This window comes from Candidatus Enterococcus testudinis (assembly GCF_002140915.1).
In the GTDB taxonomy this organism is placed as follows: domain Bacteria; phylum Bacillota; class Bacilli; order Lactobacillales; family Enterococcaceae; genus Enterococcus_D; species Enterococcus_D testudinis.
Map to the genome: position 1 here is coordinate 2346462 of NZ_NGKU01000001.1, position 25884 is coordinate 2372345.

The window sequence follows — 25884 nt, forward strand, 5'->3', positions numbered from 1 at the left end:
TGAAAAGTCTTTGAAAACTTTCCCGCGTTGTGAAATGACAGAAATATGTTACACTTAAGCCACTAGAATAATAGATTGGAGCGAAACATTTGAAACCAAAAATCATTGCTATTGACTTAGATGGCACCACTTTAAATACTGAATCTCTCATTTCAGCCAAAACACGTGACGTCCTAGGCCGCGCGGTTCGCGCCGGCCATTATGTAACGATTGCCACTGGTCGTCCCTTCCGTATGAGTGATCAATTTTATCGAGAACTTGCGTTGAATACACCTATGATCAACTTTAACGGCGGGTTGGTACACAAGCCACGTCAGATTTGGGCAGCTGAAACCGAACATGCATTATCCAGAGAGATTGCCTTTGAATTAATGGCGCAACGGGAACAATTAGGCCTATCTTTTGTTGCTGCTGAAAATCGTGAAACCTTCTTTATTGATCGTTTGGATCATTTTGATCAGCATTTCTTTTCTTATGAAACCGTGTCTGAGAAGAACTTGTTGGCGAATTTGAAGACAGACCCTACTTCTTTATTGGTCAAAACGCAAAATGAGTTAGCAGAGTCCGTCTCGCTGCGGATCAAAGACCAGTTTGATGACGCCGTCGATGTACGGACTTGGGGCGGGCCGCAAGCTATCCTTGAAATCGTTCCTAAGGGCGTGCATAAAGCGCTGGGCCTTTCTGTGATCGCCAAGTCCATGTCATTAGGCCCTGAGGATATCATTGCCTTTGGTGATGAACACAATGACCTGGAAATGTTAGAATATGCTGGATGGGGTGTTGCCATGGCCAACGGTACCCAACAATTGAAATCGATTGCCAACGATGTCACCGACAAAACAAATGGTGAAGACGGTATGGCGGATTATCTGGAAAAATATTTGGCATTATAAAAACTGATTGGGCACAAAAAAGGAGACTGATGAACAGCCTCCTTTTTTTATGCGATTGTTTCGTAATGAATTGATCTGGCTTGAGGAATCTCTTGATCAACAAAGAATACTTTGTACCAAGTCAAGAAAGTAAAAATCGTCCAAATCTTGCGTTGCAGATTCACTTGTCCGTTGCGATGACCTTCAAGCAATTGCAAAATAGCTGCTTGATCAAAAAACTCCGCTGCAAAGTCAGCTTCGAATATTGTTTTGACAGCCAGATAGCCTGTGCCCTCTTTTAACCATGCTTTGATTGGTACAGGAAAGCCCAGCTTTTCCCGATTGGCCCATTCATTTGGCAAATGGCGGTTGGCAGCTTGCCGGAAAACATCTTTGGTGTTGTTTTGATTGATCAGATATTTGGTAGGGATCGTTTGAGCCAAATTCATCAATTCGATATCCAGCAACGGTACCCGCAATTCTAACGAACTAGCCATAGACATCTTGTCCGCCTTCAGTAAAATATCTTTAGGCATCCATTGATGAACATCCAGATACTGCATTTTATTGACTTCATCCTTGAATCCCTCTGCTTTATCATAAAAAGGTGCCACGATTTCCGCGACTGAAGGTGCCTCTTGATATGCGTTTGTTAAAAGGGCTGACGCTTCTGCTTCTTCAAAAATTTGCGCCTGTCCGATAAAGAAATCCCTAGCTGGCGCAGTTGATTCATATAAATGGATCCGCCCATGGAAATTTTTCATTTTGCCGATTTGTCGCCCCACATGAACGCGCAAGGATTTCGGCAATTTTTTCAACCCTTGGGCAAATACACGGACTGCTTTGGAATTTGTGTGGAACCCATAGGCCGCGTAGCCAGCAAATAGTTCATCCGCACCTTCTCCTGATTGAACGACCCGTACTTGCTGGGATGCCAAGTTCGCCAAGAAATATAGTGGCACACAGCTAGGATTCGCATCTGGTTCATCCAAATGATATTGGATCAGCGGAAATGCTGCAAAGGACATCTCTCCATCAATCACGGCAGCAGTATTGTTCAAGTTTAATTGTTCCGTTAATTTCCGTGCTTCAATCGCTTCATTGTAAGTTTTGTCATCAAAACCTATCGAGAATGTTCTGGATGGACGCAAGACAGATGCAACATAACTTGAGTCAACACCGCTTGACAAAAATGAGCCCACTTCTACATCACTGATCGTATGTACGGCGATTGATTCTTGCACCGCTTGATCAATTTTTTCTACCCATTCTTCTCTCGACAACTGTTGTTTCTTGCTATAATCAACATCCCAATATTCTCGGATCGTTAAGCCTTGGTCATTATAGATAAAGTAATGCCCTTCTTGTAACCGATGCACCCCTTTAAAGAATGTTTCGCCGTTTAACGGAGAATATTGAAAGGTCAAATAAGGCTTCAAAGCCGCTTTATTTAATACTTTATCAAAATCTGGATGCGGCAAAAAGCTCTTGATCTCTGAGCCAAACATAAACGTATCATTCATGTGGGCAAAATAATAAGGTTTGATACCAAAATGATCTCGTGCACCAAACAATTCTTTTTTCTCTCGATCCCAGATTGCGAAAGCAAACATTCCTCGGAGTTTTTGCAGAATTTCTGTGCCCCATTCTTCATAGCCGTGAAGGACCACTTCCGTATCAGCATGGGTCGTAAAGGTGTGCCCTGCGGCGATCAATTTTTCTCTAAGAGATTGGAAATTATAGATCTCCCCATTGAAAATAATGACTTTATTACCATCTTCATTGAAAATTGGCTGGGAACCACCCGCCAAATCAATAATGGACAATCGACGAAAGCCGAATGCTACTTGATCATCAACAAATTGACCCGCACTGCTGGGCCCACGATGAACGATGCGTGCCATCATGTCCTCAATGATTTGCTCTTTTCCTTCTTTTGTATTAACAAAACCAACAATTCCGCACATAAATTCACTTCCATTTTCATATTACATTTTCATTACACTTGTGTTAAATCATATCACAAGTTATGCGGAGTGACATTGATTTTTTTATAATATAGCAATAATTTAAATTTACACTAAAAATAAAAATCAATAAAAAGCTGTCAGAGAAGCCTTTTGCTTCACACTGTTTTTTCTTTCTTACAAAATTGTTATCTTGTCTAAGGACAAATGTGAACAAATTCTTAAGAATTAATTTATCAATGATGGTCTTATCAAGTTTTGATTGGACGAAACCAAAAAAAGGTGCTATTCTGATAATGGAATTTCGTTATCAACTAACCGTTGCCTTTCGTTTCAACGATTAAGAAAGGAGAATGACAAATGACATTCTATAACACAGATATGCAATATCGGGTAACACTTGATACAAAGTTGAATCTATTTATTGTCTTTGACAAGAAAAATGCGAATCACTTTGCTACAGGTATTACAATCGAACAAGCTGTACAAGAATTGAATAAAACTGCATAAGGAGTTCATCCAAATGAAGGAAAACGATTCGTACTGAAAGCACCCGCTAAACTGATTAGCAGGTGCTTTCTTGTGTTTTATTGGCTTACGTTTTTCTAGTTATCTAAATCCTCACTTTGGTCTTTTGCTGCCCCGTCTTCAACTACATGACGATCTTTTTTCTTCCCTGTCTCAGCTTCATCAATATGCATGATTGCATCTACAGACTCAGCTTTCAGAAATACATTCAACCCTTTAACCGCTGTTTTGGTGACACGCATGATGTGATCTTTTTCATATTCAGGCATCGCTCTTTCTCCTTTTATTGAACCGCTCTAACGAATGATGAAATATAGTGTTTCTTATTTATTGATAGATTTTACCAAATGCAGAATGACCCTTCGATTGTTTTAAAGCGCTTACCATATTGTGACCATAGTATTCAGCGTTTTAAGCGTAATAAACACTATGTCCGACCTACTTGAAAAATAGTAACAACTTTCAAAAAAAGAAAGAGTGTTAAAACCCTATAATCATTGTCAGAAAAGGATTTTTAACACTCATATCATCACATATAAGGAGAGTACAGGATTTGAACCTGCGCGCCGGGATGAACCGGGTCGGCGGATTTCGAGTCCGCTGCATTACCACTCTGCCAACTCTCCATAACAGTTATTTTCGCTATTTTCACAAAAAAAGTCAAGGGTATTTTCTAAAAAATATATATCGTCTTGGTCTTCAGAACAGCAAGAAACCGTCACCCATCTCCCACCACAGCAAAACAGATAACGGCAATCACTCGTCATTGGTTAATTAAAAATATATGTATCCTTTTTAGCTAGGACACCTTGAATCGTTTCATTGATTACTTTAATGATCTGTTCATCTGAGGGTGCAATGATACCTGCTGACATCAAAGAAGCCAAACCTGTCACTACGATCCACGCACCATTGTGTAACGCTTCTACCGTATCTCCAGATAAATCATGATACTTATCTTCCGATTGGACCAATGTTTTGAAATATTCTGATGAGAATTCATGCATCATTTCTCCGCCGCCATAATCGTCGATAAAAAGGGCGATGTATAAATTGTGTTTTTCTTGAGCGAAACGGATATAATTCAGACCTAAATCAACAAGCTTGTCCCCAGTTCTGACAACTGGAAAAACATTTTCCGATAAATCTTTGAAAACAGCTTCAACCAATGTGTTCTTCAAGTCCTGCATATTGTTGAACTCCAAATAGATTGGTTGTGTAGAAATTCCCATGTGTTTCGCGATGTTTCGAGCCGTAAAATTGCCGAATCCTTCTTTATTGATCAATTCGTACGCGGCCTTCAAAATGTGTTCTCTTGTATAGACCTTCCTTCGCATCAAAAAATCCCCCTTTTTCTCTTTATTTAATTGTACATGAGAAAGAGAAATATTTAAAATGAAACACACCATTAGTTATCTTATTTATCAGCAGGAAGCATTTTTTTTGCGTCAATCAATGAAAAAAAAGACAAAACGTATACGACCATCCCTGTATTGACGTTTTTTTGATTGGCTGAAAGTTATTTTTGATTCTTGTTCAAATAGAAAAGAAGCTGTACACTTAGACAAAAGATACTCATAGCAAACGAGTCATAAAGGAGCTTAGTGATGGTGGAATCAAAAGAATTATTGCTGGAAACCTGCCTCTTAGCGGGAAAAATCATGATGGAAAATGGTTCAGAAGTTTACCGGGTGGAAGACACGATGAATCGTATCGCTGCCAATACGGGTGAAGCAGGCAGTATTAGCTATGTCACTGCCACTGGTATTTTTATGGGATTGCGCAGCAGCCACTATGCGCAAGTTGAAAATGTCCATGATCGTGTGATCAACTTAGAAAAAATCGTCGCAGTCAACCGCTTGTCGCGAGAATATGCAGCCAAGGAGTTGTCGCTTTCTGCATTGCATGATGCACTGAAAGAGGTCAACCAGACAACACCAAGCTTCTCCTTCCCCCTTCAAGTCTTGAGTGCCGGAATCGTCAGCAGTACCTTGATGATCATTTTCGGTGGTCGCTGGTTTGACTTTGTTCCGACTTTTTTGATTGGTAGTATCGGTTTCTTGATAGCCATATGGGTCAAAAAGAAGATTGATATCCGTTTTTTGGACATGTTCTGTGCTTCATTGGTGATTGGCAGTTTGGCGATTCTTGCCGTACAACTGCAGCTGGCAAACAATGTCGATAATTTGATCATTGGGGCTGTCATGCCTTTGGTTCCCGGGGTGGCGATCACCAACTCATTTCGTGATATTCTTGCGGGCCATTTGATCAGTGGGATGGCTAGAGGCACTGAAGCAATCTTTACGGCGGCAGCAATCGGTGTGGGTATTGCCACCATCTTTACATTGGTAGGAGGGATCTCATGACACTTTTGATCCAAATAGCCTTTAGTTTCATTAGTACCCTTGCCTTTGGTGTATTGACCAATATTCCTAAACGGGCATTATTGGCTACAGGTGTCGCTGGAACGATTGGCTGGATGATTTTTTGGGGATTGCAACAAAATGGTTACGGTATCGGCAGCGCGAATTTTTTGGCAGCCTTCGCTGTCGGCTGTGTCAGCATTTTTTTTTCGAGAAGGAAAAAGATGCCCATGATCATCTTCAACATCCCAAGCTTAGTGCCTTTGGTACCGGGGGGACCAGCCTATAAAGCGGTGAGAGAATTTGCGCTGGGAGATAATTTTGTCGGCCTAGAAAATTTAATGGTCGTTGTGATCACGGCAGGTGCTATTGCAGGCGGGTTTATGATGACGAATGTTGTTGAAAAACTCGTGATACATTGGCAAACCAAACAAACACACTCATCTTGAAGGATGGAAGAAGTTTATGATTTGACTAAGAAATGACTTCAAATAATAATTTTTTATTATTTCAGCCTTTAGTACAATGCATTCAAACAGGCTTTCTTTTATAATCATGACAGAACTTACAAAACTGTTTGATAAATGTCATTTGTTTTACTAGCTTTTTTTGTTCTCACCCATTATAGTGAAATTAATGAAACATAAAGGAGATGAAGTCCTGTGAGTGTCGCAACTTCTCGTCGAATCATTAACATGATCTCAATCATTGGTTTAGGTTTATCGATTGCATTGACGATATATTTTATCAATCTTGGTGTCTTTAAAGATATCAATGCGTTAAGAGGATTGGTTGGCCACTCAGTCATACTAGGACCAATCATTTTTATATGTTTGCAAATATTGCAAGTCGTTGTTCCAATCATTCCCGGAGGTATTTCAAGTGCTGCCGGTGTCTTGATCTTTGGTCCATATATGGGGTTTGTGTATAACTATGTGGGCATTTGTATCGGTTCTGTCATCATCTTTTTACTTGGCCGCCGATATGGCAAACCATTTATTCTCAGTATGATCAGTGACAAAACATATGATAAATATATCGGCTGGTTAGACAACCAAAGCCGATTTGAAAAGCTGTTCGCCGTAGCAATCTTCTTGCCTGTGGCACCAGATGACGCGCTTTGTTTAATGGCTGGTTTGACCAACATTTCTGTGAAAAAATTTACCTTGATCATTTTACTGGCAAAACCAATTTCCATTTTCTTATACAGCATGGCATTGATTTATGGTGGTACTTTCTTGACCGGTTTATTGGGGGGTTGATCCCACCCTTTTTTAGGAATCAACTGTGAGGAACGATCGCAAGTACTCAACTTCTTTTGGGCTTGTCTTGTTCTTTCCTCACCGTTGGTTCTTTTTTATGTCCAAATGTTATATACTAAATGACAACAACTTTTGTTAGGATGTGGCGCATGAACTATCTAAAAAACAGTTTGATCAATACATGGGATTTTCTCCGGTCCAGCGATGCTTATTTTCGCGATGTGCTGTTGATGCACGGGGCTCTCTTATTTTTGGTGATTCCTATTCTTTCTGCTTCAACAAAGTTTGTCCTAAAGCGTGGTGGATTCCCTTACTTATCCTTTGACAATATCGGCAGTATTTTCACCGATCATCCGATGGTGCTCTTTTCTTTGACAGTAATCTTGCTATTGATCTTGGTCGCAGTCTTCTTCGAGTTTACCTTTCTTTTGCTGAGTGTTTATTTTATTAAGAAACAACAGCCGATCAGTTTGAAACAATTGTTGCGAATGACACTCTTGCAGATCAAGAAATTGAGACCAATGACCTTCTTGTTCTTCTTGTTTTATTTTCTCTTGGTTTTGCCGATCGGTGGTTTGAGTTTCAACTCTGATCTCCTTGCTAAAATCAAGATTCCAGCGTTTATCATGGACTTTATCTTTGCCAATCGAGTCGTCATCATCGGTGCGGTATTGCTAGTTTATGTATTGCTGATTTATCTGGGTATTCGCGTTATTTTCGCTTTGCCGGAAATGATTTTGCGGGATCTGCCCTTTCGTCAGGCGATTCGCGAAAGCTTACAAGTCACCAAACGCCGATTCTTTGCAATCGTCGGTCAATTTGTCTTTATTGGTGGCAGCATTCTCTTGCTTTCGTCTATTGGCTTCACACTGCTGATTTCTTTGCAAGCATTGATTGAACGCTTTTTCCAGAGTGCTTCATTGTATAGTGCTGTGTTCATTATGACTTTTCTGCAATTTATTTTGTTGCTGAACATTATATTATCGACAGTGGCTATTTTTTATATTATCGTTGATTTCATGGATGATGAAGGATTTCTGCCTGCGATTCCTGCAAGTTTTCGTCAAGAATCAATTGCCTCAAAAAAGTTTTTGGGATTCGAAGGATTCTTATTCACCTTTATCACGGTGCTGTTTGGTGTTGGCGTTAGCCTATACAACATGAACTACCTGACCTCTGCCGTTCGTGCCCAGCCGCTTACGATTTCTCATCGCGGCGTAAGTAATGGAAAAGGGGTGCAAAACTCGCTTGAAGCATTGCGTTTGACGAGTGAAACCTATCATCCTGATTATGTCGAAATGGATGTGCAACAAACCAGCGATGGTGCGTTTATCGTATATCATGACTTTACGTTTCCACCATTGACTGGTGCCAAAGGAAAACCAGAACAATCCACCTTGGCCTATGCCCAGTCATTGACTGTCTCTGAGAACGGAGAAACAGCTGAGATTCCAACATTTGATGCCTATTTAGATTTGGCCAATCAACTTGATCAAAAACTGTTGGTAGAAATCAAAACACAAAAAAAAGGCGTTGACACTTTGGTTCAAAATTTCTTGAATCAATATCAAGAAGACTTGATTGCCAATGGGCATATCATGCAAAGTCTCACGTATAATGTTGTCGAAGAATTGAAAACACAAGCACCAACATTGGTGACTGGCTATATCATGCCATTCAATATCATTGGCCCGCCGATTACCAGCGCTGACTTTTTGACCATGGAGTTTAGTACCATCAATCGTAACTTCATCGCCTCCGCCAAAGCAGATGACAAAGATGTCTTTGTTTGGACACCTAATGACGCTGACGCGATCAGTCGCATGCGTTTCTATGGTGCAGATGGGATCATTACTGACCAGATGGAGATTTTGAATCAGGAAGTCAATATCAATATAGATGAGATGACCTATTCCGATAAACTGCTGAACTTCGTGATCGGTGTTGGATAAAGCATAAAAAACAGCTGATGCGCATTTGCATCAGCTGTTTTTTATGCCGCATGAACCGCAGCATGGATGTTAGTAAAGGTCACGATCATGCGGTGATTGCTCTCAAAAACCAAGGTTTTGTCTTCTTCTTCACAAGCTGTGACAACAACCAACGCAGTGTTCAAATATAACTTTTCCACGACGCCGATGACTTGTTTCTTCGTACCTACGGGATGACAATAGTAAGTTTGGCCAATTTCGATTTGTTCCATATGCTCACCTCAAAAAATCTTTTTTCATATGGATATAATAACAAATAAACGCACAAATGAAAACGCTTTTTAAACAAAAAAAGTATTTTTTTATTTTGGCTATTTTCCATGACAATTGGGTGACAAATTCGTTCGCTATGTCTCTCGCTGCTGTTCGTGAAATTGTTTAGCCCATGTATTATACTGAAGGAAATCAATCGAGGAGTGGTCATCATGCCAATCGTACAAACAGTCGTCATTTTATTGTTGTCCGCTGCATTGCTATTCGGGCTAAAAGAAAATCACTGATATTTATAAAAAAAAGTCCTGTTATCACACACGTTGATGTGTGATAACAGGACTTTTTCAGCTTTACGCTTATAGACGTTCGTTCAATTCTTTGGCAAGATCTTCAAAACCTGGTTTGCCAAGTAAGGCGAACATGTTTTTCTTGTACGCTTCTACCCCTGGTTGGTCAAATGGATTAACGCCATTCAAGTAGCCAGAGATTGCAACTGCGATTTCAAAGAAATACATTGTATAGCCTAATGTATAAGCATCCATCGTTGGGATTTTCACCAATAGGTTTGGTACATCGCCATCTGTATGGGCCAATAATGTACCTTCAAACGCTTTTGTATTAACGAAGTCGACTTCTTTTCCTTGCAAGTAGCCTAAACCATCTAGGTCAGCTTCTTGGGTAGGAATCGTGATCGATTTACGTGGTTTTTCCACTTTCACGACTGTTTCAAAAATATTTCGGCGACCTTCTTGAATATATTGTCCAAGTGAGTGCAAATCAGTTGAGAAGTTGGCACTTGAAGGATAAATGCCTTTTTGGTCTTTCCCTTCAGATTCTCCGAATAATTGTTTCCACCATTCAGAGAAGTATTGCATGCCTGGTTCGTAGTTGATCAACAATTCAGTCACTTTGCCTTTACGGTAAAGGATGTTACGCATTGCTGCATATTGGTAAGCTTCATTTTTTTCAAGGTCATCTGTCGCATACGCATCACTTGCATCAGCAGCCCCTTGCATCAAGGCATCGATATCTGCACCTGTAGCGGCAATTGGCAATAAACCAACAGCTGTCAGTACAGAGAAACGGCCGCCAATATCATCAGGGATCACGAATGTTTCCCAGTTTTCGGCATCTGCTTCAACTTTCACAGCCCCTTTGGCTTTATCAGTTGTTGCGTAGATCCGTTTGTTGGCTTCTTCTTTGCCGTATTTTTCGATCAAGCGTTCTTTGAAGACACGGAATGCAATTGCAGGTTCAGTCGTTGTACCTGATTTAGAGATAACATTTACTGAGAAATCACGTTCGCCGATGATATCGATCAAATCTGCTAAATAAGTAGAAGAGATTGAATTCCCTGCGAAAAAGATTTGCGGTGCTTTACGTTCTTCTTTACCGACTAAGTTGTAGAAAGAATGATTCAAGAAATCGATGGCCGCTTTGGCACCTAAATATGAACCACCAATACCGATAACAACTAATACTTCAGAGTCAGATTGGATTTTTTCTGCTGCTTGTTTGATTCGAGCAAATTCATCTTTATCGTAATTTTTAGGTAGGTCGATCCACCCTAAAAAGTCGCTGCCAGCGCCTGTTCCTTCTCGTAATTGTTTGTCTGCTGCTGTGACTTGACTTTGCATGTAACCCAATTCGTATTCATTGACGAAAGGGGCAACTTTCGAATAGTCAAACTTGATGTGTGACATGATTTGTCCTCCTTGAAAAAATAGTTTTTCATACATTACCTACTTTACGTTTTTTTTCAATATTTTTCAAGTCATTCCTTATCTTTCGCCTGTTAGGTCTTTTTAGACAAGTCCTTGGGCAAACATTGCTTTAGCAACTTTTTCGAAGCCTGCCACATTGGCACCCAGCATGAAATTATTTTTTTGATCAAATTTTTCAGCAGTATCTCGGCAAGATTCATAGATATTTTTCATGATCTCATCTAGTTTTTCGTCTACTTCTGCTTTTTCCCATTGCAATCGTTGTGAATTTTGGCTCATTTCTAAAGCTGATACAGCTACACCACCAGCATTGGCTGCTTTTCCTGGACAATAGTAGATGCCTTCTTCGATGAAATACTCAGCCGCTGCTAACACGCTTGGCATATTTGCCCCTTCAGACACAACGCGAATGCCATTTGCTTTGGCTTTTTTGGCTTGTTCCAAACTGATTTCATTTTGGGTCGCACAAGGAAAAGCAAGTTCTGCTTGGGTTTCGAAATCCCATACAGAAGCCCCATCATGGTATTCTGCAGAAGGCCGTGCATCAGCATAGGCTGTCAACCGTTCCCGTTTGACTTCTTTTAGTTCTTTCAATAGAGCCAGATCAATGCCGTCTTTGTCATAAATAAAACCTGAGGAGTCAGAACAAGTCACAGGAATTGCACCTAATTCTTGCAATTTTTCGATGGCATAGATAGCGACATTGCCACTGCCGGAAACAATCGCTTTTTTACCTGTGAATGCTTCTCCTAAGTCATTCAACAGATGCTTCACAAAATACACGGCACCATACCCGGTTGCTTCCGTCCGGTTTTTGCTGCCCCAGAAGTCAAGGGGTTTACCAGTTAATACACCTGCATCGTATTGTTTTAATCGTTTGTAGGCACCAAATAAGTAGCCGATCTCCCGACCACCAACACCGATATCGCCTGCTGGCACATCTAGATCAGGGCCGATGTGTTTTGATAATTCCGTCATGAAACTTTGACAGAAACGCATGACTTCGCCATCTGATTTGCCTTTAGGATCAAAGTCGCTGCCGCCTTTGCCGCCACCAATGGGTAAGCCAGTCAAACTGTTTTTGAAGATTTGCTCAAACGCCAAAAACTTCAAAATACTCAAGTTGACACTTGGATGGAAGCGAAGTCCGCCTTTGTAAGGTCCCATGGCAGAGTTGAATTGGATCCGATAGCCACGGTTGACTTGCCAGTTTCCTTGATCGTCTTGCCAAGGCACACGAAATTGGATGAAGCGTTCTGGTTCTGTCAGTAGACCTAGCACATTTGAATCAATATATTCTGGATGTTCCTCTAAAAAGGGAACAATTGTTGGTAAGAATTCATCCACTGCTTGTAGAAATTCCGTTTGGTGTTGGTCTTTCTCGTGGATTTTCGCTTGAATGTCTTGAACATACGTTGAAGCTGTTGTCATAGTGCATTACCTCCTTTAAGATATTCTCTATTTTATAGAAATTTTCAGAAATTGCACGCTTTTTTTTATAATTGTCAGAATTTTTTATCAATTCCAGCTTAATGGCTACCTCTACTGCTGCCAGAAGGGATATGTTACAATGCAACAGAGGTGAATGAAATGAACAAAAACTACGATGTCATCGTTGTTGGCGCTGGTACGAGCGGCATGATGGCTGCCATCACGGCGGCGCAACAAGGTGCCCGCGTATTATTGATAGAAAAAAATAAAAAAATCGGCAAAAAACTGTTATTGACTGGTGGAGGACGTTGTAACGTCACCAATAACCGGCCTGTGGATGACTTGGTCGCCCACATACCGGGAAATGGCAAGTTCCTTTACAGCACTTTTTCTCAATTTAATAACTTTGATGTTATGACCTTCTTCAATGATCTAGGGGTCGCTTTAAAAGAAGAAGACCATGGCAGAATGTTTCCAGTCACGGATAAATCAAAAACGATCGTGGAAGCCTTACTAAACACAATCAATGAGCAAGAAGTCACATTATTGACGAATACCGTTGTGACCAAACTTATCCATGATGGTCAGCAAATTCGCGGTGTCAGGACGGAGTTGGAAGAATTTTCAGCCCCAAGTGTCATTCTTACGACTGGTGGCCGCACATACCCTTCTACCGGTTCAACTGGGGATGGGTACAAAATGGCAAAAAAAGTCGGCCACACGATCACGCCGTTATATCCAACGGAGTCTCCTTTGATCTCAGAGGATGAATTTATTCAAGCACGCACACTGCAAGGCATCTCCTTACAAGACATTGATTTGACGGTCTTGAATGCCCAAAGAAAACCAGTGGTCACCCATACGATGGACCTGTTGTTCACCCATTTCGGTGTATCTGGTCCGGCAGCATTACGCTGTTCTTCCTTTGTCAACATTGCGTTAAAAGATGGTCCGGTATCAGTCGTCATTGACAGCTATCCGCAACAAACCATTGCTGCTTTGACCGCATCACTTCAAGAAGCCGCACAATCGAAAAAGCAATTGAACAATGCCCTAAGCGGATTCTTACCTGAGCGACTCATGACGTTCTTTATCGACAGACTCGGCTTAAGTGAGATGATTGCCGAAAAGGTTCCTTTAGACGGATTGATCGCGCTGGCGACATTGATGAAGGGGTTTGAGATCAATATCGTACGTACCTTTCCGATTGAAAAATCTTTTGTGACTGGTGGCGGGATCCATTTGAAAGAAATCAATCCCAAAACAATGGAGAGCAAAAAAATCAACGGCCTATATTTTGCCGGTGAATTGATTGATATCAATGGCTACACAGGTGGTTTTAATATAACCGCTGCTTTTTGTACCGGCCATGTTTCCGGCAAGAACGCTGCTGAAACAGCCAGTTACTTTGCCTATTAACGGCACCAATAAAATATATCCCCACAAAAGGACCTGACACATGTGTTGGGCCCTTTTGCTTATTAGTTGGCGATTCATACAAGAAAGCGTACACTTAAGCTATCTAAGAGTAGGGAGTGAATCTGCCATGAAACGAATATCCAGAGGAAAATTTGAAAAAATGCAAAAATTAGCCAATGAAGATGGTGTGATTGCCGCATTGGCCATTGACCAAAGAGGCTCAATGAAGAAGATGATGAAAGCCGCCACCGGTCCAGATAATTTTACAATGGATCATATCTACGAATATAAAAAGTTGGTTTCTCAAGAATTGACGAAATATGTCAGCAGTATTTTATTAGATGAAGAATATGGATTTCAGGGAATCGAAGCCAAAAATCCGCAAGCAGGCTTGATTTTATCCTATGAAAAAACGGGCTATGACGTCAATACGCCTGGCAGATTACCTGAGATTTTGCCAAATGAGTCATTGCAGCGTCTTGTCAAAAAAGGGGCCGATGCTGCCAAAGTATTGGTCTATTATAATCCTGATGAACCGCAAGAGATTCTGGATACAAAACATGCCTTTTTAGAGCGCTTGGGGACTGAAGCACAAGCAGCTGATATTCCACTATTTGTGGAACCTATCGTTTATGATGACGAGATCACCGATGAGGTCTCTCCTGCATTTGCCAAGATCAAACCAAGCAAGGTCATTCGTACGATTCAAGAATTGACCAAGGATCAATACCATATCGATATTCTCAAAGTGGAAGTACCAGTCCAATTCAATCTTGTTGAAGGATTTCAAAAAGAAGGCTTAGAAGCGGTCTATACACAAGAAGAAGCGGCAAATTATTTCAAAGAAGCCAGTGAAGCGGCGACTCGTCCCTTTATCTATTTAAGTGCTGGCGTCCCAGCAAATGTCTTCCGAGATGAGTTGGCGTTTGCCGGAGCCCACGGTGCCAAATTCTCTGGTATTCTGGGTGGACGGGCGACTTGGCGAGATAGTGTCGACATCTACGGGAAACAAGGGGCCACGGCTTTGATTGAATGGTTAGATACCCAAGGCAAAGAAAATGTTGAGGAATTAAACGCCATTTTGAAACAATATGCCACACCTTGGTATGAATGTTATGGCGGGTTAGACAATATCGAGGTCTTTGATCTTGACGTAATGGTTTAACAGACAGACAACAAGAGACGCAAAACAAGCCAGCTTGTTTTGCGTCTCTTGTTTATTCTGCTGCCAAAATATCGACAAATTGTCCTCTTGTCAATTGAATCAAATCTGCTGGTGCAAGACCGATCTGCAACCCGCGTTTGCCTGCCGAAACAATGATTTCTTTTAGGTCTTGTGCACTTGCATCAACAAATGTCGGAAATAATTTCTTCATACCGATTGGTGAACAACCGCCTCGAATATAACCAGTTGTTTCTTCCAACTCTTTGACATGGAGCATCTCGACTTTTTTATTGTGACTGACTTTCGCTATTTTCTTTAGATCCAAGGCGCCCTGTCCAGGAATGACTGCTACCAATGGTCCTGTCTTGTTGCCGACTGCTACCAACGTTTTGTAGATTGCTTGTGGCGCATCCAATTGTTGTGCGACTGTTGCTGCATCCAAATGATCTTCAGACCACGCATAGGTGTATTCGTGATACTGTATTTTGCGTTGTTCTACCATGCGGATCGCATTGGTTTTTTGTATTTTCTTTGCCATATTATCCCTCTTTTGTCTCTATGATTCCCTTTTGATCTCAAACTCATCTAAGTAGCTTCGCATGTGTTCCACCGGGATTTGACCGGGTGCCGATGCCTCACCTAAAGAAGCAAAGGTAAACACGGATCCTGTTAACGACCCGCTGACACGACTGATTTTTCCTAAGTCTCCCATCGACATGATGGCTAACGGCAATTGATTAAAGCCGCGGGCTTTGGTAATGATTCCCATCAAACGCAACACATCTTGCATGTGATTTGGCATCATTGCCAATTTGCCGATATCTGCGCCAAATTGATTCATGATCCCAATACGCAAAATCAAGACCGCATCTTCTGGTGTTCGTTCAAAGTCGTGGTTGCTCAAAATCAATTTGACCTTGGCGGCTTTGATGTCTTGAATGAAACCTCGACCTAAAAATTCCGCTTTTTCTAATTCAATATCGATCCAATCGATCAATCCTGACTCCGCCGCAGTCTTGCACAACGCTTTGTATTCAGTCAATGTCAATGGTTGCTGGCCACCTTCTTCAATGGTACGGAAGGTGAACAGCAAGACTTTTGATTTCAGTGTCGTGCGAATATGAGACAGGACATCTAAGACTGCTTGCACGTCTGCGACATGCTTATAGTGGTCTACCCGCCATTCGATGACATCTGCATCGGACGCTTGCGCAACTAGTGCTTGCTTGATGATCTCTTCGTTGGTTTTGCCAATCAATGGTACGCAAATCAACGGTCGCTTGTTATGTTCGATTGTCGGAATTTCTATTGTCATCAATGTCACTCCTTATGGATTTGATAAAAGAATACTTTGAGATAATTGCCTTCATTGAAATGGCGATCAACAGCAAAATCAGCTGGCAAACGATACGTGTCCACACAGTCAAAGGATACTTGAGCTGCCTCCAACGCCTCTTCGATCAACTCTTGAAACTTGTTGATCGGCAAGTTGGCGGCATTTGTTGAGGCAATCAATAAGCCCTCATCTTCTAATATCGCCAAACTATCTGTCACCAGCTCGCCATAGTTTTTGGCCACTGAGAAAACTTTCTTTTTGTTTCGAGCGAAACTTGGTGGATCTAATACGATGGCATCAAAGCGCAATTGCTTTTTCTTGGCATATTGGAAATAACCAAAGACATCCATCACATGGATCTTTTGGGTTTCAGGATCAATCCCATTGACCGCAAATTGTTCCCGCGTTTTGTCTAAACTGCGTTTGGCTAAATCAACACTCGTTGTCTGACTTGCACCGCCCATCGCTGCAGCAACTGAAAAGGCCCCTGTATAACTGAACATATTCAACAACGTTTTGCCAGTGACCAACCCAGCCACAAGTTGCCCTCGAACTTCTTTTTGATCTAAGAAGATGCCTGTCATCAAACCTTCATTCAGATAGGTCGCATAGGTGATGCCATTTTCCAGCACAAGCAACGGTTCGGGTGCGGCTTGTCCAAACAGCCATTGTGATTCAGGCAAGTCTGCTGTAAAACGGATCTTTTCAGCAGCACCTATGATTTCCGGGAAAATCGTCTGAAAGGCCGCTACGATTTCGTCTTTATGTTGGTAAAGGGTGTCGTTGTACCAAGAGAACACCGCATACGTTGCATAGAGATCAATGGTCAATCCACCAACTTGATCGCCTTCTCCATTAAAAACGCGAAAAGCGGTGGTCGTTTCATCTTGATAAAAATGACTGCGTTTCCCTTTAGCTTTGGCGAAACGCTGTTCAAAGAAAGGCTGATCGATCGTGGCGTCCTCAAATGCCAATACCCAGCCGATACCTTTATTTTGTTCGCCAATGTAGCCAACACCCAACACATGTTGCTGCGGATCTAAAAACTTGACCCACTGGTTCGTGGCTTTGACTTGCTGCAGATCTTCTTTTTGGATCAGCGGATGACGCTTGCGAAACTTCGCCATCCCTTTTTTGTTTACATATATATTCATATTGATCGGCTCCATTCATTCTTCTCTCAAGTATAACAAAAAGCCGATTCTTTGTCTGTATTCTTGAAAGTAAAGAAATGCTTAATTCCACTCATGGGAAATGAATAGATTTGACACCTGAAACACTGGCTAGTAGAATGTAGAGTGATGAAAAATCGCAACATTGACGTCTATATAGGAAAAGAGAGGACGATTCCTTTGAAAAAAAATAAAGTATCCACATTGGTGAATACACGAATGGGCTTTTTCTTTTTATTGGCCCTATTATTTTGGTTAAAAAATATCTTTGCTTATCTGGTGGATTTCCACCTTGGGATTGAAAGTGCGGTTCAGTACTTCATTCTGTTTATCAACCCAATCGCGACTACTTTGCTCTTACTATCCATCGCATTGTATGTCAGGAGGACAAAAGCCGCTTATATCACGATGATCTTGATTTACTTTTTGATGACACTGCTGCTATTTTCTAACGTGTCTTACTATCGTGAATTTACTGATTTCATCACCATCAACACGATGTTAGGTGCGGGAAAAGTAGCCAGCGGTTTAGGTGAAAGTGCGATTCGGCTCTTTAGACCTTATGATGTATTGTATTTTATTGACTTTATCATTTTGATTGCCGCTTTCGTTATGAAAAAAATCAAAATGGATGATCGTCCCGTACGCGCTCGGATGGCATTTGCCATGTCAACATTGGCAGTGATGGTCTTCTCGGCCAATTTATTTATGGCTGAAGCCGATCGTCCAGAATTACTCACACGGACATTTTCTCGTGATTATCTGGTCAAATATCTTGGTATCAATGCCTTTACTGTTTATGACGGCGTACAAACCTACCAAGCTTCTCAAGTTCGCGCTGAAGCAAGTCCCAATGATATGGACGAAGTAGAAAGCTATGTCAAAGAGCATTACGCGGAACCAAATGATGACTTGTTTGGCATCGCCAAAGGCAAAAATGTTATCTATATCCATTTAGAAAGTACCCAGCAATTTCTGATCGATTATAAATTAAAAGATGAAAATGGTGTCGAGCATGAAGTGATGCCATTCATCAACAGTCTATATCACAGTGACAGTACATTTAGTTTCGATAATTTCTTCCACCAAGTCAAAGCCGGTAAAACAAGTGATGCCGAAACACTTTTCGAAAATTCATTGTTCGGTTTGAATCAAGGTGCCTTGTTCACACAACTTGGCGGCAAAAATACCTTTGAGGCAGCCCCTGACATTCTAGGGCAAACAGAAGGCTACACGAGTGCTGTTTTCCACGGTAATACTGGTACATTCTGGAATCGGAATGAAACTTACAAACGTTTTGGTTATGATTATTTCTTTGATGCTTCCTATTATGATGTCACAGATGAGAACTCATTCCAATACGGGTTGCATGACAAACCGTTCTTTGAACAATCTGCTCAGTATTTAGAGCATTTGCAACAACCATTTTATGCCAAATTCTTGGCTGTATCCAATCACTACCCTTACTCAGAATTTACCAATGATGAAGGTGGTTTCCCATTAGCCACGACATCTGATGAAACAATCAATGGGTACTTTGCAACTGCCAACTACTTAGATACAGCAGTTGAAGAGTTCTTTGATTACCTAAAAGAAAGCGGCTTGTATGATAATTCTGTGATCGTCCTTTACGGTGACCACTATGGTATCTCAAATTCACGGAATAAAAACCTAGCAGAATTGCTGGGTAAATCAAGCAGTAGTTGGACAAATTATGACAATGCTTCCTTACAACGGGTACCTTATATGATCCATATCCCTGGCCAAACAAACGGCGGGATCAATCATACCTATGGTGGTCAAGTAGATGCACTGCCAACGTTGCTTCATTTACTGGGTGTCGATACATCGAATTACATTCAATTGGGACAAGACTTGTTCTCCGATGAGAATGAACAACTGGTAGCCTTTAGAGATGGCGACTTTGTAACGCCTGAATATACGTATTATGGCGGCACTTTATACAGCAATAGCACAGGCATGCCAATCACCAATCCTTCTGATGAACTGCAACAGCAAGTAGACGATTGGAAAGCAAAAGTCGACAAACAACTGTCCGTATCAGACCAAATCAACAATGGTGATCTGCTGCGCTTCTATGCGAAGAGTGGTCTGACAGAAGTTGATCCAGACAGTTACAACTACAAAGATGGGTTGCAACAGCTGCTGGATACAGAATCCAGTTTAGGCGATGCGTCAACCAGCCTATTCTCTCAAAACGGCGGACAATCAACCGTAGATCTTTACCAAACGAAAACTTACAAAGAATATGAAGAAATGATTGAAAACAATAAAGAATCAAAAGATTAATCATTCTTTTCACCCACCAAGTTGCGATTGGTGGGTGTTTTTTTGTACAAAATCAACCAATTTGTTGTTTTCTATTTTTTACTATAAGAACTTCATACTTTATTCAAACTCCCCTTTTATACTATAGATAAGATGAGGTGAATGACATGAGAACCGCAAAATTTGCAATAGCTAGTCTGTTTTATCATAAAAAAGCAATGGTCCTTTATACACTCGTTTCTTTTTTTGCGATGATCGGTTTGATCGTAACCTTTGCCTTGATTGATTCATTGGATCAAGTTCTTGACCAAATCAAAGATGTATTGGTCACAGACGATCTGCAATCTAAAGTGACCAATGAAATACAGCCGATAACCACCCTGTATCATCACTTATTTTACTTACTATTTGGGGCCTATATATTGGTACTCTTAGGTTTCCAATTTTATTATCAACTACATAAGCGCAATGAATATTCCGCGTGGTTGACAACTGGTTCATCTTCTCGTCAATGGCTGGGGATGCAACTGATTGAAATGTGGGTACCTCTGTTGATGGCGGCAATTGCTGCTTTTACATTGCTGATGCTTTTTCAACCTTATTTTCAAAAAGAGTTGTTAAGTGGGCATATCTTTGTCTTAGACCGAGAAAACACTTCGAGTCATATTTGGCAGAGTGTCCAAAGCTCTCAAAATGATGCGTTTGGCATTACGATTCCCCAAAACAATCAGATTTTTGTCCAAAATGTTGAATTGAACAGCACAGCCTGGTTGTCGATCATGTTTCAGAGTACCCGTCAAGCAATCCTTATTTTAATCGCTGCAGTGACCAGTATCACTTGTGTAATGGTCAGCGGTCATTGTTTGTATTGGAGGAAAAAACAATGGAAAAATCAACTCAATTGATGTATCCTTCTGGACTATATTTTGTGCTGGAGGACAATCAGACTGTATTAACTGATTTGGAACATCTGGTCACGCAGCAGCATGCTGCTCTAATCAAAAACCATTGGTCAGCAGTTCCCTTTCTATCCTTAAAGGACAATTTGGCTTTGGCCGCAAAAAAAGAGACTGTCATAGAAGACATCCTCCCTTTTTTGAATTTAGAGCCGTCTATCAGCAAGAAAGAACGCACCGCATTGACGCAGCTAGAAGAGCTGCAAATACAGTTGCTGCAAGCATTGTTGTTAGAAAAAGAGACGCTTGTACTGGAACATGTGTTAAGCAATTTGTCGACCAGCGATATCCAACTGCTTTTGCCACTATGCCAAGGGTTGGCCAAACATTTTGGCCTGCAAATCTTTTTGATTCATGAAGACAAGCGATTTGCCCATACACCGTATATGAAAACATTATAAACAATCTGCCAACGCCGCCTTTCTTTCCTAAAGGTGGCGTTTTTTGCCGAATCAAACAGCAGCACAAAAAAGATGTGCCACCATATGTGCACATCTTTTTGTTTATGCTTCTTCCAATTCAACATCCGGAAATGAGATACGGAACGTTGTGCCTTGTCCTAGTTCGCTTTCAACAGCAATCTTCCCTTTATGCAAACGAACCAATTGTTCCACGATGGATAGACCCAAGCCAGACTCGCCAAATTGTTTGTTCTTGCGAGATGGATCGACTTTATAGTAACGATCCCAAATGTTTTTGACTTGTTCTTCTGACATCCCGATACCGGTGTCTCTGATTTCGATGATTGTTTCCAAATAGCCCTTTTCGATGCGTACATGGACTTCACCATCTTCAGTAAATTGAATGGCATTTTGCAAGATATTGACTAACACTTGCACGAAGCGATCATAGTCCGCGTAGACATCGATTGGTTCCTTGGTATCCAAGATCAGGACATCTCGCGCAAGCTCCGCTTTGCTTTCTAATTGCGTCAACAGATTCTCAATCGTAGCCGTGGCATTGAATTTTTTGATAACCATCGAGATTTGATTGGTTCTGATCTTTTCGTAATCCAGATTTTCATTGACCAAACGAATCAAGCGATTGGTTTCATTTTTCATCAAGCGAATCGCATTGTCTTTCTGATTTTCTGGAATCGCATTGTATTCCAAACCTTCCAATAACCCGTTGATCGTCGTTAAGGGTGTGCGCATCTCGTGAGAAGCATCAGCCATAAACTGACGTCGACGTTCTTCTTGTCGTTCTATCTCCTCTTGCGACTCTTTTAAGGAATGGGACATCGTGTTGAAGTCTTCCGCCAATTCATCGAATTCATCTCGATTGTGTACAGGCAACTCAATATCAAAGTTGCCATTGGTGATTTCCTTGGTGGCACGTTTCAAGCGATTGATACGTCTTACTTGGAACGTTGCGAACAGATAACTGATCAATAAAGATACGATAATCGAAATCACGAAGACTTTGAATAAGTTTTGATTAAAGGCGCTGACCAAATTCAAAATACTGCTGGCCGATTGTGAAACCACCATGACACCGTAAAACTCTGTCCGATTGACAGAAAAGGGGATCAACACATAAGAAGTCAACTCTTTTTCGCCAGACAAATCTGTGCTAGCCGTCATTTGCAAGCGTGCACCACTTTGCAAGGATGTCCAGTCACTGTCAGAAATCGTAAAATCAACATTATCCGTTGCATTGACTGGATACAATACTTCGTCAGGACTCTTAAAAAAAGCAAATGAAATATCCTGATTACTCAAAATATTTTCTGCGAGTTGCAGCGAATACTGCAAATAACCATCCCGTGTCATATTCTGCTGCAAATAATCAGTATCGCTGATCTGGGAAATTTTGGCCACCGATGACGCATAGCCCATCAGTTGTTCATAGTTTCTTTCCTGCAATGTTTGTCTGGTCATTTGTGTGAAGGCGACCCCGATCGTCATTAAAATGACCAAGATCACTACAAAAAAAGCGATTAATTGCTGGTACAGATAACGCATTAGGCAACACCTGCATCATCGAATTTGTACCCAACACCCCACACAGTTTGAATAATTTGCGGCCCTACTTTTTCAATTTTTTGTCGTAGTTTTTTGATATGAGCATCAACCGTCCGCTCATCACCAAAATATTGGTAATCCCAGACAAGTTCCAGTAATTGCTCTCGGGAAAAGACTTGCCGCGGTTTTTTAGCCAGTGTATATAATAAGTCAAATTCCTTCGGTGTTAATCCATCGATTGCTACGTCATTCAAGTATGCTTCTCGTGTTTTTGTGTTCATCTTGAAGTGATCCGTCACAACATCAAATGTATGATCTGACGGTTCAGAGGTCGTTTTCTCCACCATTTCACTTCTTCGGTGCAGCGCTTTGATCCGTGCAATCAATGTCAATGGACTAAACGGTTTGGTTACATAATCGTCCGCGCCCATTTCAAGACCGATGACTTGGTCACTTTCTGAATCTCGGGCTGTCAGCATAATGATCGGCACAGTACTCGATATTTTTCGTACTTCTCTTGCCACCATCATCCCGTCCATTGACGGTAAGTTCAAATCAAGTGTGATCATATCCCACTTGTCCGGTTCTGCCACAAACGCATCAAGTCCTTCTTTTCCGTCGTACTTGAAGGTCGCTTCCCAGCCTTCATTCAAGAAAAACATTTGCATCATTTCCGAAACAGATTCATTGTCTTCAATCATTAATATATTCATTGTCTTCACCTCTATGTTCTTTATCAAAACGTTGTAGTCCTTCTTCGATCAAGCCAAAAATCGGTACGATAAACCAAGGGATCGCAATCATTTCTAATAGAAAGAAATTGGTCCATGCTTGCCATTTCAATACACCGCCAATAATGGTCATCAAAGTGCCAAATAAGATAAAATAGCGACTACTGATTTTCTGTGCGTAGCGCCAATACGTATCATTTTGTTTCGCAAGATACGAGCGATACCCGTAAATGAAATTGATTTCTTTTGATGGAAAGATGAAAAAAACCAACCCGATCAATAAAAAGATGATACCAATTACTAAAAAAATCATTCTTCCACTCCATTCTTACTTTAGTATACTCGAAAATGGCGTATCTACCAACAACTTCACGATTTATTCACAAAGGTTTGCCTTTTTTTCAATCTTTGGTAAGATTGTGAGTAGACCATGAAATTGAGGATTAGGAGTAGTAAATATGACTTATAAAGCACTTACTTTTTTTGACTTAGACGGCACCCTTTTAGATGAACATTCTCAAATCACCACCGAAATCGCTGAAGCGATGGCTGCATTGCGGGCAAATGATGTCTTGCCTATCATTGCAACTGGCAGAACGGAAACAGAGGTGCATGCCATAAGAGAAGCAGCTGGCATCACATCGAATATTGTCATGAATGGTGCCTTCATTCGCATAGATGGAAAAGAAGTCTATTCTGATACAATCTCCAGTACGCTTTGCCGTAAAATGCTTGATGCAGCAAAAGAAAATGGTGATGAGCTTTGTTATTACAATGAACGCGGGTATCGGGCAACCGGCTATACCGAAGAAATGATCGGTGCCTATAATTATGTACGTAGTCCATTACCTGAAATCGATCCCCTTTACTTTGAAAATGATCGGGTCAATATGCTTTTGGTCCTAGGTGTCGGCAATGATGACTACTACCATGAACGCTTTCCTGAACTGACCTTTTATCGAAATACCCCATTTTCGATCGACGTTGTCAAAAAAGGAACGTCTAAAGGAACAGGCATCAAAACATTGGTCCAACTACTTGGCCTAGAAAACATTCCAACTTACGGCTTCGGTGACGGCAGCAATGACTTTGCCTTATTAGAAGCTTGTGACCATAAGATTGCCATGGGCAACGGCATCCAAGAACTGAAAGAATTGGCTGACTTTGTCACATTGAAAAATACTGAAGGCGGCATCGTGCATGCCTTGAAACACTTTGACTTGATCTGATCCTTTGCATCGCTGCCAATTTATGGTATACTAATGATTGGTAGCGATACCCCTATATTAGGGGGATGTTACGGATTCGACAGGCATAGTTGAGCCTGAATTGCGCTTCGTAGGTTACGTCTACGTTAAAACGTTACAGTTAAATATAACTGCTAAAAACGAAAACTCTTACGCTTTAGCTGCCTAAAAACAGTTAGCGTAGATCCTCTCGGCATCGCCCATGTGCTCGAGTAAGGGTCCTATTCTAAGTGGGATACGGTTGATCTTTCCGTCTGGAAGGTCAAACAGAGATCATCAGACTAGCAATACAGACTGCCTGTCACTCGGCAAGCTGTAACGCGAACCTTCAAATGAGTGGACTATGAGCGTAGATTTTTAGGTAGCAATGTGTTTGGACGCGGGTTCGACTCCCGCCATCTCCATTATATGTTTTACAGGCTTTAAGCGAAGACAAGAAACGTTGATTTATCAATGTTTCTGTCTTTTTCTTTTTACTTGTTTTTACAGAATTGAAGCAACATCTACATCAAATCTACATCTCTGCACTTAGCAGATCGGCGTCTTGTCTCTTTCATTATCAGCGATAGAAAGAGAGAATAAGCTAGTTACTTATACCATTATCACCACAGGAGGCGATTCCATGAAAAACCCAAAATTAAAAAAGGTAATTATTTTTATACTAGGATTTCTTGCTGGTATTCTATTAAGTGCTATTTTTAGATTATTTTAATTTGATTTGATCGTATGCAGAACATTCAATTGTTTGCTATCGCTGACGATTGCGGAAATAATTGTGTTGTCACATCCTCTCTTTACCATAGTTAAAATTTTAATGGTCTACTTTTAACATTGAATGATATACTTAAAAAAAGGAGTGATTGAAATGTGGCTTTTCAGTTTAGTTTGGTACATTTTCATTGGTTTTTGTTTATATTGGGTCATTAGACTTGCTGTAAAACACGGTATTAAAGATTCAAAAAATTAAATTCTAATTTTTTACTACTCTTCCCTTAGAGTAGTTTTTTTATTTCGTCGAATAGCTGACTGGGAATTTGAGTTATATCATCTTTGATTAGCCTGTGCGTTCAATATATGGCAGTTTTATTTTGTATAGCTATTTTAACAGCACTTTATGAACTAGGCAAAACCATATTTGATAAAATCAAAAAAGAAAATTAGTAAGGTTCCCTCTATAATATATAGGATGGATATTTTTTATTTGGTGGATTGTATAATAATTATCTATGCTTGCATCCAACTAGTATACGACCA

General features: G+C 40.8%; 24 protein-coding genes, 1 tRNA gene and 1 other RNA gene. 13 read left to right on the plus strand and 13 right to left on the minus strand.

Going from position 1 to position 25884, the window contains the following annotated elements; all coding sequences use genetic code 11:
- The first annotated feature begins 89 nt into the window (after positions 1 to 89).
- Positions 90 to 893 (plus strand): Cof-type HAD-IIB family hydrolase, encoded by an 804-nt coding sequence (locus A5886_RS11350; RefSeq protein WP_086275234.1) that lies wholly within the window; start codon positions 90 to 92, stop codon positions 891 to 893.
- A gap of 47 nt (positions 894 to 940) precedes the next feature.
- Here the strand turns inward: A5886_RS11350 and asnB are convergent, their stop codons facing one another.
- Complete coding sequence (gene asnB / locus A5886_RS11355; RefSeq protein WP_086275235.1) at positions 941 to 2839, minus strand: asparagine synthase (glutamine-hydrolyzing); 1899 nt, start codon at positions 2837 to 2839, stop codon at positions 941 to 943.
- A 360-nt stretch (positions 2840 to 3199) separates the two neighbouring features.
- On the opposite strand from asnB, the gene A5886_RS15890 reads away from it, so the two are divergent.
- Complete coding sequence (locus tag A5886_RS15890; RefSeq protein WP_162838221.1) at positions 3200 to 3349, plus strand: hypothetical protein; 150 nt, start codon at positions 3200 to 3202, stop codon at positions 3347 to 3349.
- A gap of 95 nt (positions 3350 to 3444) precedes the next feature.
- Here A5886_RS15890 and A5886_RS11360 read toward each other — a convergent pair whose 3' ends face one another.
- The 3 genes from A5886_RS11360 to A5886_RS11370 form a co-directional block, all read right to left on the minus strand.
- Entirely contained in the window at positions 3445 to 3636 is a 192-nt protein-coding gene (locus tag A5886_RS11360; protein ID WP_086275236.1) for a hypothetical protein, read from the minus strand.
- Positions 3637 to 3905: 269 nt separating this feature from the next.
- Positions 3906 to 3993, minus strand: a tRNA-Ser gene (locus tag A5886_RS11365).
- Positions 3994 to 4137: 144 nt separating this feature from the next.
- Positions 4138 to 4704: a TetR/AcrR family transcriptional regulator gene (locus A5886_RS11370; RefSeq protein WP_086275237.1), complete on the minus strand. Its 567-nt coding sequence runs from the start codon at positions 4702 to 4704 to the stop codon at positions 4138 to 4140.
- 270 nt (positions 4705 to 4974) lie between these two features.
- Between A5886_RS11370 and A5886_RS11375 the strand changes: the two genes are divergently transcribed.
- From A5886_RS11375 to A5886_RS11390, 4 genes are all read left to right on the plus strand, one after another.
- Positions 4975 to 5733 (plus strand): threonine/serine exporter family protein, encoded by a 759-nt coding sequence (locus tag A5886_RS11375; RefSeq protein WP_086275238.1) that lies wholly within the window; start codon positions 4975 to 4977, stop codon positions 5731 to 5733.
- Entirely contained in the window at positions 5730 to 6179 is a 450-nt protein-coding gene (locus A5886_RS11380; RefSeq protein WP_086275239.1) for a threonine/serine exporter family protein, read from the plus strand. The genes A5886_RS11375 and A5886_RS11380 overlap by 4 nt, the downstream gene beginning before the upstream one ends.
- Before the next feature lie 213 nt (positions 6180 to 6392).
- Complete coding sequence (locus A5886_RS11385; RefSeq protein WP_086275240.1) at positions 6393 to 6992, plus strand: TVP38/TMEM64 family protein; 600 nt, start codon at positions 6393 to 6395, stop codon at positions 6990 to 6992.
- A 149-nt stretch (positions 6993 to 7141) separates the two neighbouring features.
- The gene (locus tag A5886_RS11390; protein ID WP_086275241.1) at positions 7142 to 8944 is read left to right on the plus strand and encodes a glycerophosphoryl diester phosphodiesterase membrane domain-containing protein; all 1803 of its coding nucleotides are present in this window, start codon (positions 7142 to 7144) and stop codon (positions 8942 to 8944) included.
- Positions 8945 to 8985: 41 nt separating this feature from the next.
- Here the strand turns inward: A5886_RS11390 and A5886_RS11395 are convergent, their stop codons facing one another.
- The 3 genes from A5886_RS11395 to gdhA form a co-directional block, all read right to left on the minus strand.
- Positions 8986 to 9195 (minus strand): hypothetical protein, encoded by a 210-nt coding sequence (locus A5886_RS11395; RefSeq protein WP_086275242.1) that lies wholly within the window; start codon positions 9193 to 9195, stop codon positions 8986 to 8988.
- Between the two features lie 357 nt (positions 9196 to 9552).
- Positions 9553 to 10899 carry a glucose-6-phosphate isomerase gene (locus A5886_RS11400; protein ID WP_086275243.1) on the minus strand — a complete coding sequence of 449 codons (1347 nt, stop codon included), beginning with the start codon at positions 10897 to 10899 and terminating at the stop codon, positions 9553 to 9555.
- Positions 10900 to 11001: 102 nt separating this feature from the next.
- Positions 11002 to 12351 carry an NADP-specific glutamate dehydrogenase gene (gene gdhA / locus A5886_RS11405; protein ID WP_086275244.1) on the minus strand — a complete coding sequence of 450 codons (1350 nt, stop codon included), beginning with the start codon at positions 12349 to 12351 and terminating at the stop codon, positions 11002 to 11004.
- 159 nt (positions 12352 to 12510) lie between these two features.
- On the opposite strand from gdhA, the gene A5886_RS11410 reads away from it, so the two are divergent.
- Positions 12511 to 13770: a BaiN/RdsA family NAD(P)/FAD-dependent oxidoreductase gene (locus A5886_RS11410; protein WP_086275245.1), complete on the plus strand. Its 1260-nt coding sequence runs from the start codon at positions 12511 to 12513 to the stop codon at positions 13768 to 13770.
- Positions 13771 to 13897: 127 nt separating this feature from the next.
- Positions 13898 to 14935, plus strand: a complete 1038-nt coding sequence (locus A5886_RS11415) for a tagatose 1,6-diphosphate aldolase (protein WP_086275246.1) — start codon at positions 13898 to 13900, stop codon at positions 14933 to 14935.
- A gap of 52 nt (positions 14936 to 14987) precedes the next feature.
- Here A5886_RS11415 and ybaK read toward each other — a convergent pair whose 3' ends face one another.
- The 3 genes from ybaK to A5886_RS11430 are packed head-to-tail and all read right to left on the minus strand — an operon-like array spanning position 14988 to position 17425.
- Positions 14988 to 15473: a Cys-tRNA(Pro) deacylase gene (gene ybaK / locus A5886_RS11420; protein WP_086275247.1), complete on the minus strand. Its 486-nt coding sequence runs from the start codon at positions 15471 to 15473 to the stop codon at positions 14988 to 14990.
- Positions 15474 to 15491: 18 nt separating this feature from the next.
- Positions 15492 to 16250 carry a type I 3-dehydroquinate dehydratase gene (gene aroD / locus A5886_RS11425; RefSeq protein ID WP_086275248.1) on the minus strand — a complete coding sequence of 253 codons (759 nt, stop codon included), beginning with the start codon at positions 16248 to 16250 and terminating at the stop codon, positions 15492 to 15494.
- A 5-nt stretch (positions 16251 to 16255) separates the two neighbouring features.
- Positions 16256 to 17425 (minus strand): class I SAM-dependent rRNA methyltransferase, encoded by a 1170-nt coding sequence (locus tag A5886_RS11430; RefSeq protein WP_306297900.1) that lies wholly within the window; start codon positions 17423 to 17425, stop codon positions 16256 to 16258.
- Positions 17426 to 17623: 198 nt separating this feature from the next.
- Here A5886_RS11430 and A5886_RS11435 point away from each other — a divergent pair, with 198 nt between their 5' ends.
- The 3 genes from A5886_RS11435 to A5886_RS11445 all read left to right on the plus strand — a co-directional run bounded on the left by A5886_RS11435 (position 17624) and on the right by A5886_RS11445 (position 21089).
- Entirely contained in the window at positions 17624 to 19753 is a 2130-nt protein-coding gene (locus tag A5886_RS11435) for an LTA synthase family protein (RefSeq protein WP_506511089.1), read from the plus strand.
- A gap of 146 nt (positions 19754 to 19899) precedes the next feature.
- Positions 19900 to 20637, plus strand: a complete 738-nt coding sequence (locus tag A5886_RS11440; RefSeq protein WP_086275250.1) for a hypothetical protein — start codon at positions 19900 to 19902, stop codon at positions 20635 to 20637.
- Positions 20616 to 21089, plus strand: a complete 474-nt coding sequence (locus A5886_RS11445; protein WP_086275251.1) for a hypothetical protein — start codon at positions 20616 to 20618, stop codon at positions 21087 to 21089. The genes A5886_RS11440 and A5886_RS11445 overlap by 22 nt, the downstream gene beginning before the upstream one ends.
- 102 nt (positions 21090 to 21191) lie before the next feature.
- Here the strand turns inward: A5886_RS11445 and A5886_RS11450 are convergent, their stop codons facing one another.
- Genes A5886_RS11450 through A5886_RS11460 form a run of 3 tightly spaced genes read right to left on the minus strand, consistent with a single transcriptional unit; the run spans position 21192 to position 23696 of the window.
- The gene (locus A5886_RS11450) at positions 21192 to 22652 is read right to left on the minus strand and encodes an ATP-binding protein (RefSeq protein WP_086275252.1); all 1461 of its coding nucleotides are present in this window, start codon (positions 22650 to 22652) and stop codon (positions 21192 to 21194) included.
- Entirely contained in the window at positions 22652 to 23365 is a 714-nt protein-coding gene (locus A5886_RS11455; protein ID WP_086275253.1) for a winged helix-turn-helix domain-containing protein, read from the minus strand. Before A5886_RS11455 ends, A5886_RS11450 begins: the two co-directional genes overlap by 1 nt.
- Entirely contained in the window at positions 23346 to 23696 is a 351-nt protein-coding gene (locus A5886_RS11460) for an SdpI family protein (protein ID WP_086275254.1), read from the minus strand. The genes A5886_RS11455 and A5886_RS11460 overlap by 20 nt, the downstream gene beginning before the upstream one ends.
- 145 nt (positions 23697 to 23841) lie before the next feature.
- Here A5886_RS11460 and A5886_RS11465 point away from each other — a divergent pair, with 145 nt between their 5' ends.
- Complete coding sequence (locus A5886_RS11465; RefSeq protein ID WP_086275255.1) at positions 23842 to 24612, plus strand: Cof-type HAD-IIB family hydrolase; 771 nt, start codon at positions 23842 to 23844, stop codon at positions 24610 to 24612.
- Positions 24613 to 24673: 61 nt separating this feature from the next.
- Positions 24674 to 25037: a transfer-messenger RNA gene (gene ssrA / locus A5886_RS11470) on the plus strand.
- The last annotated feature ends 847 nt before the right edge of the window (positions 25038 to 25884 follow it).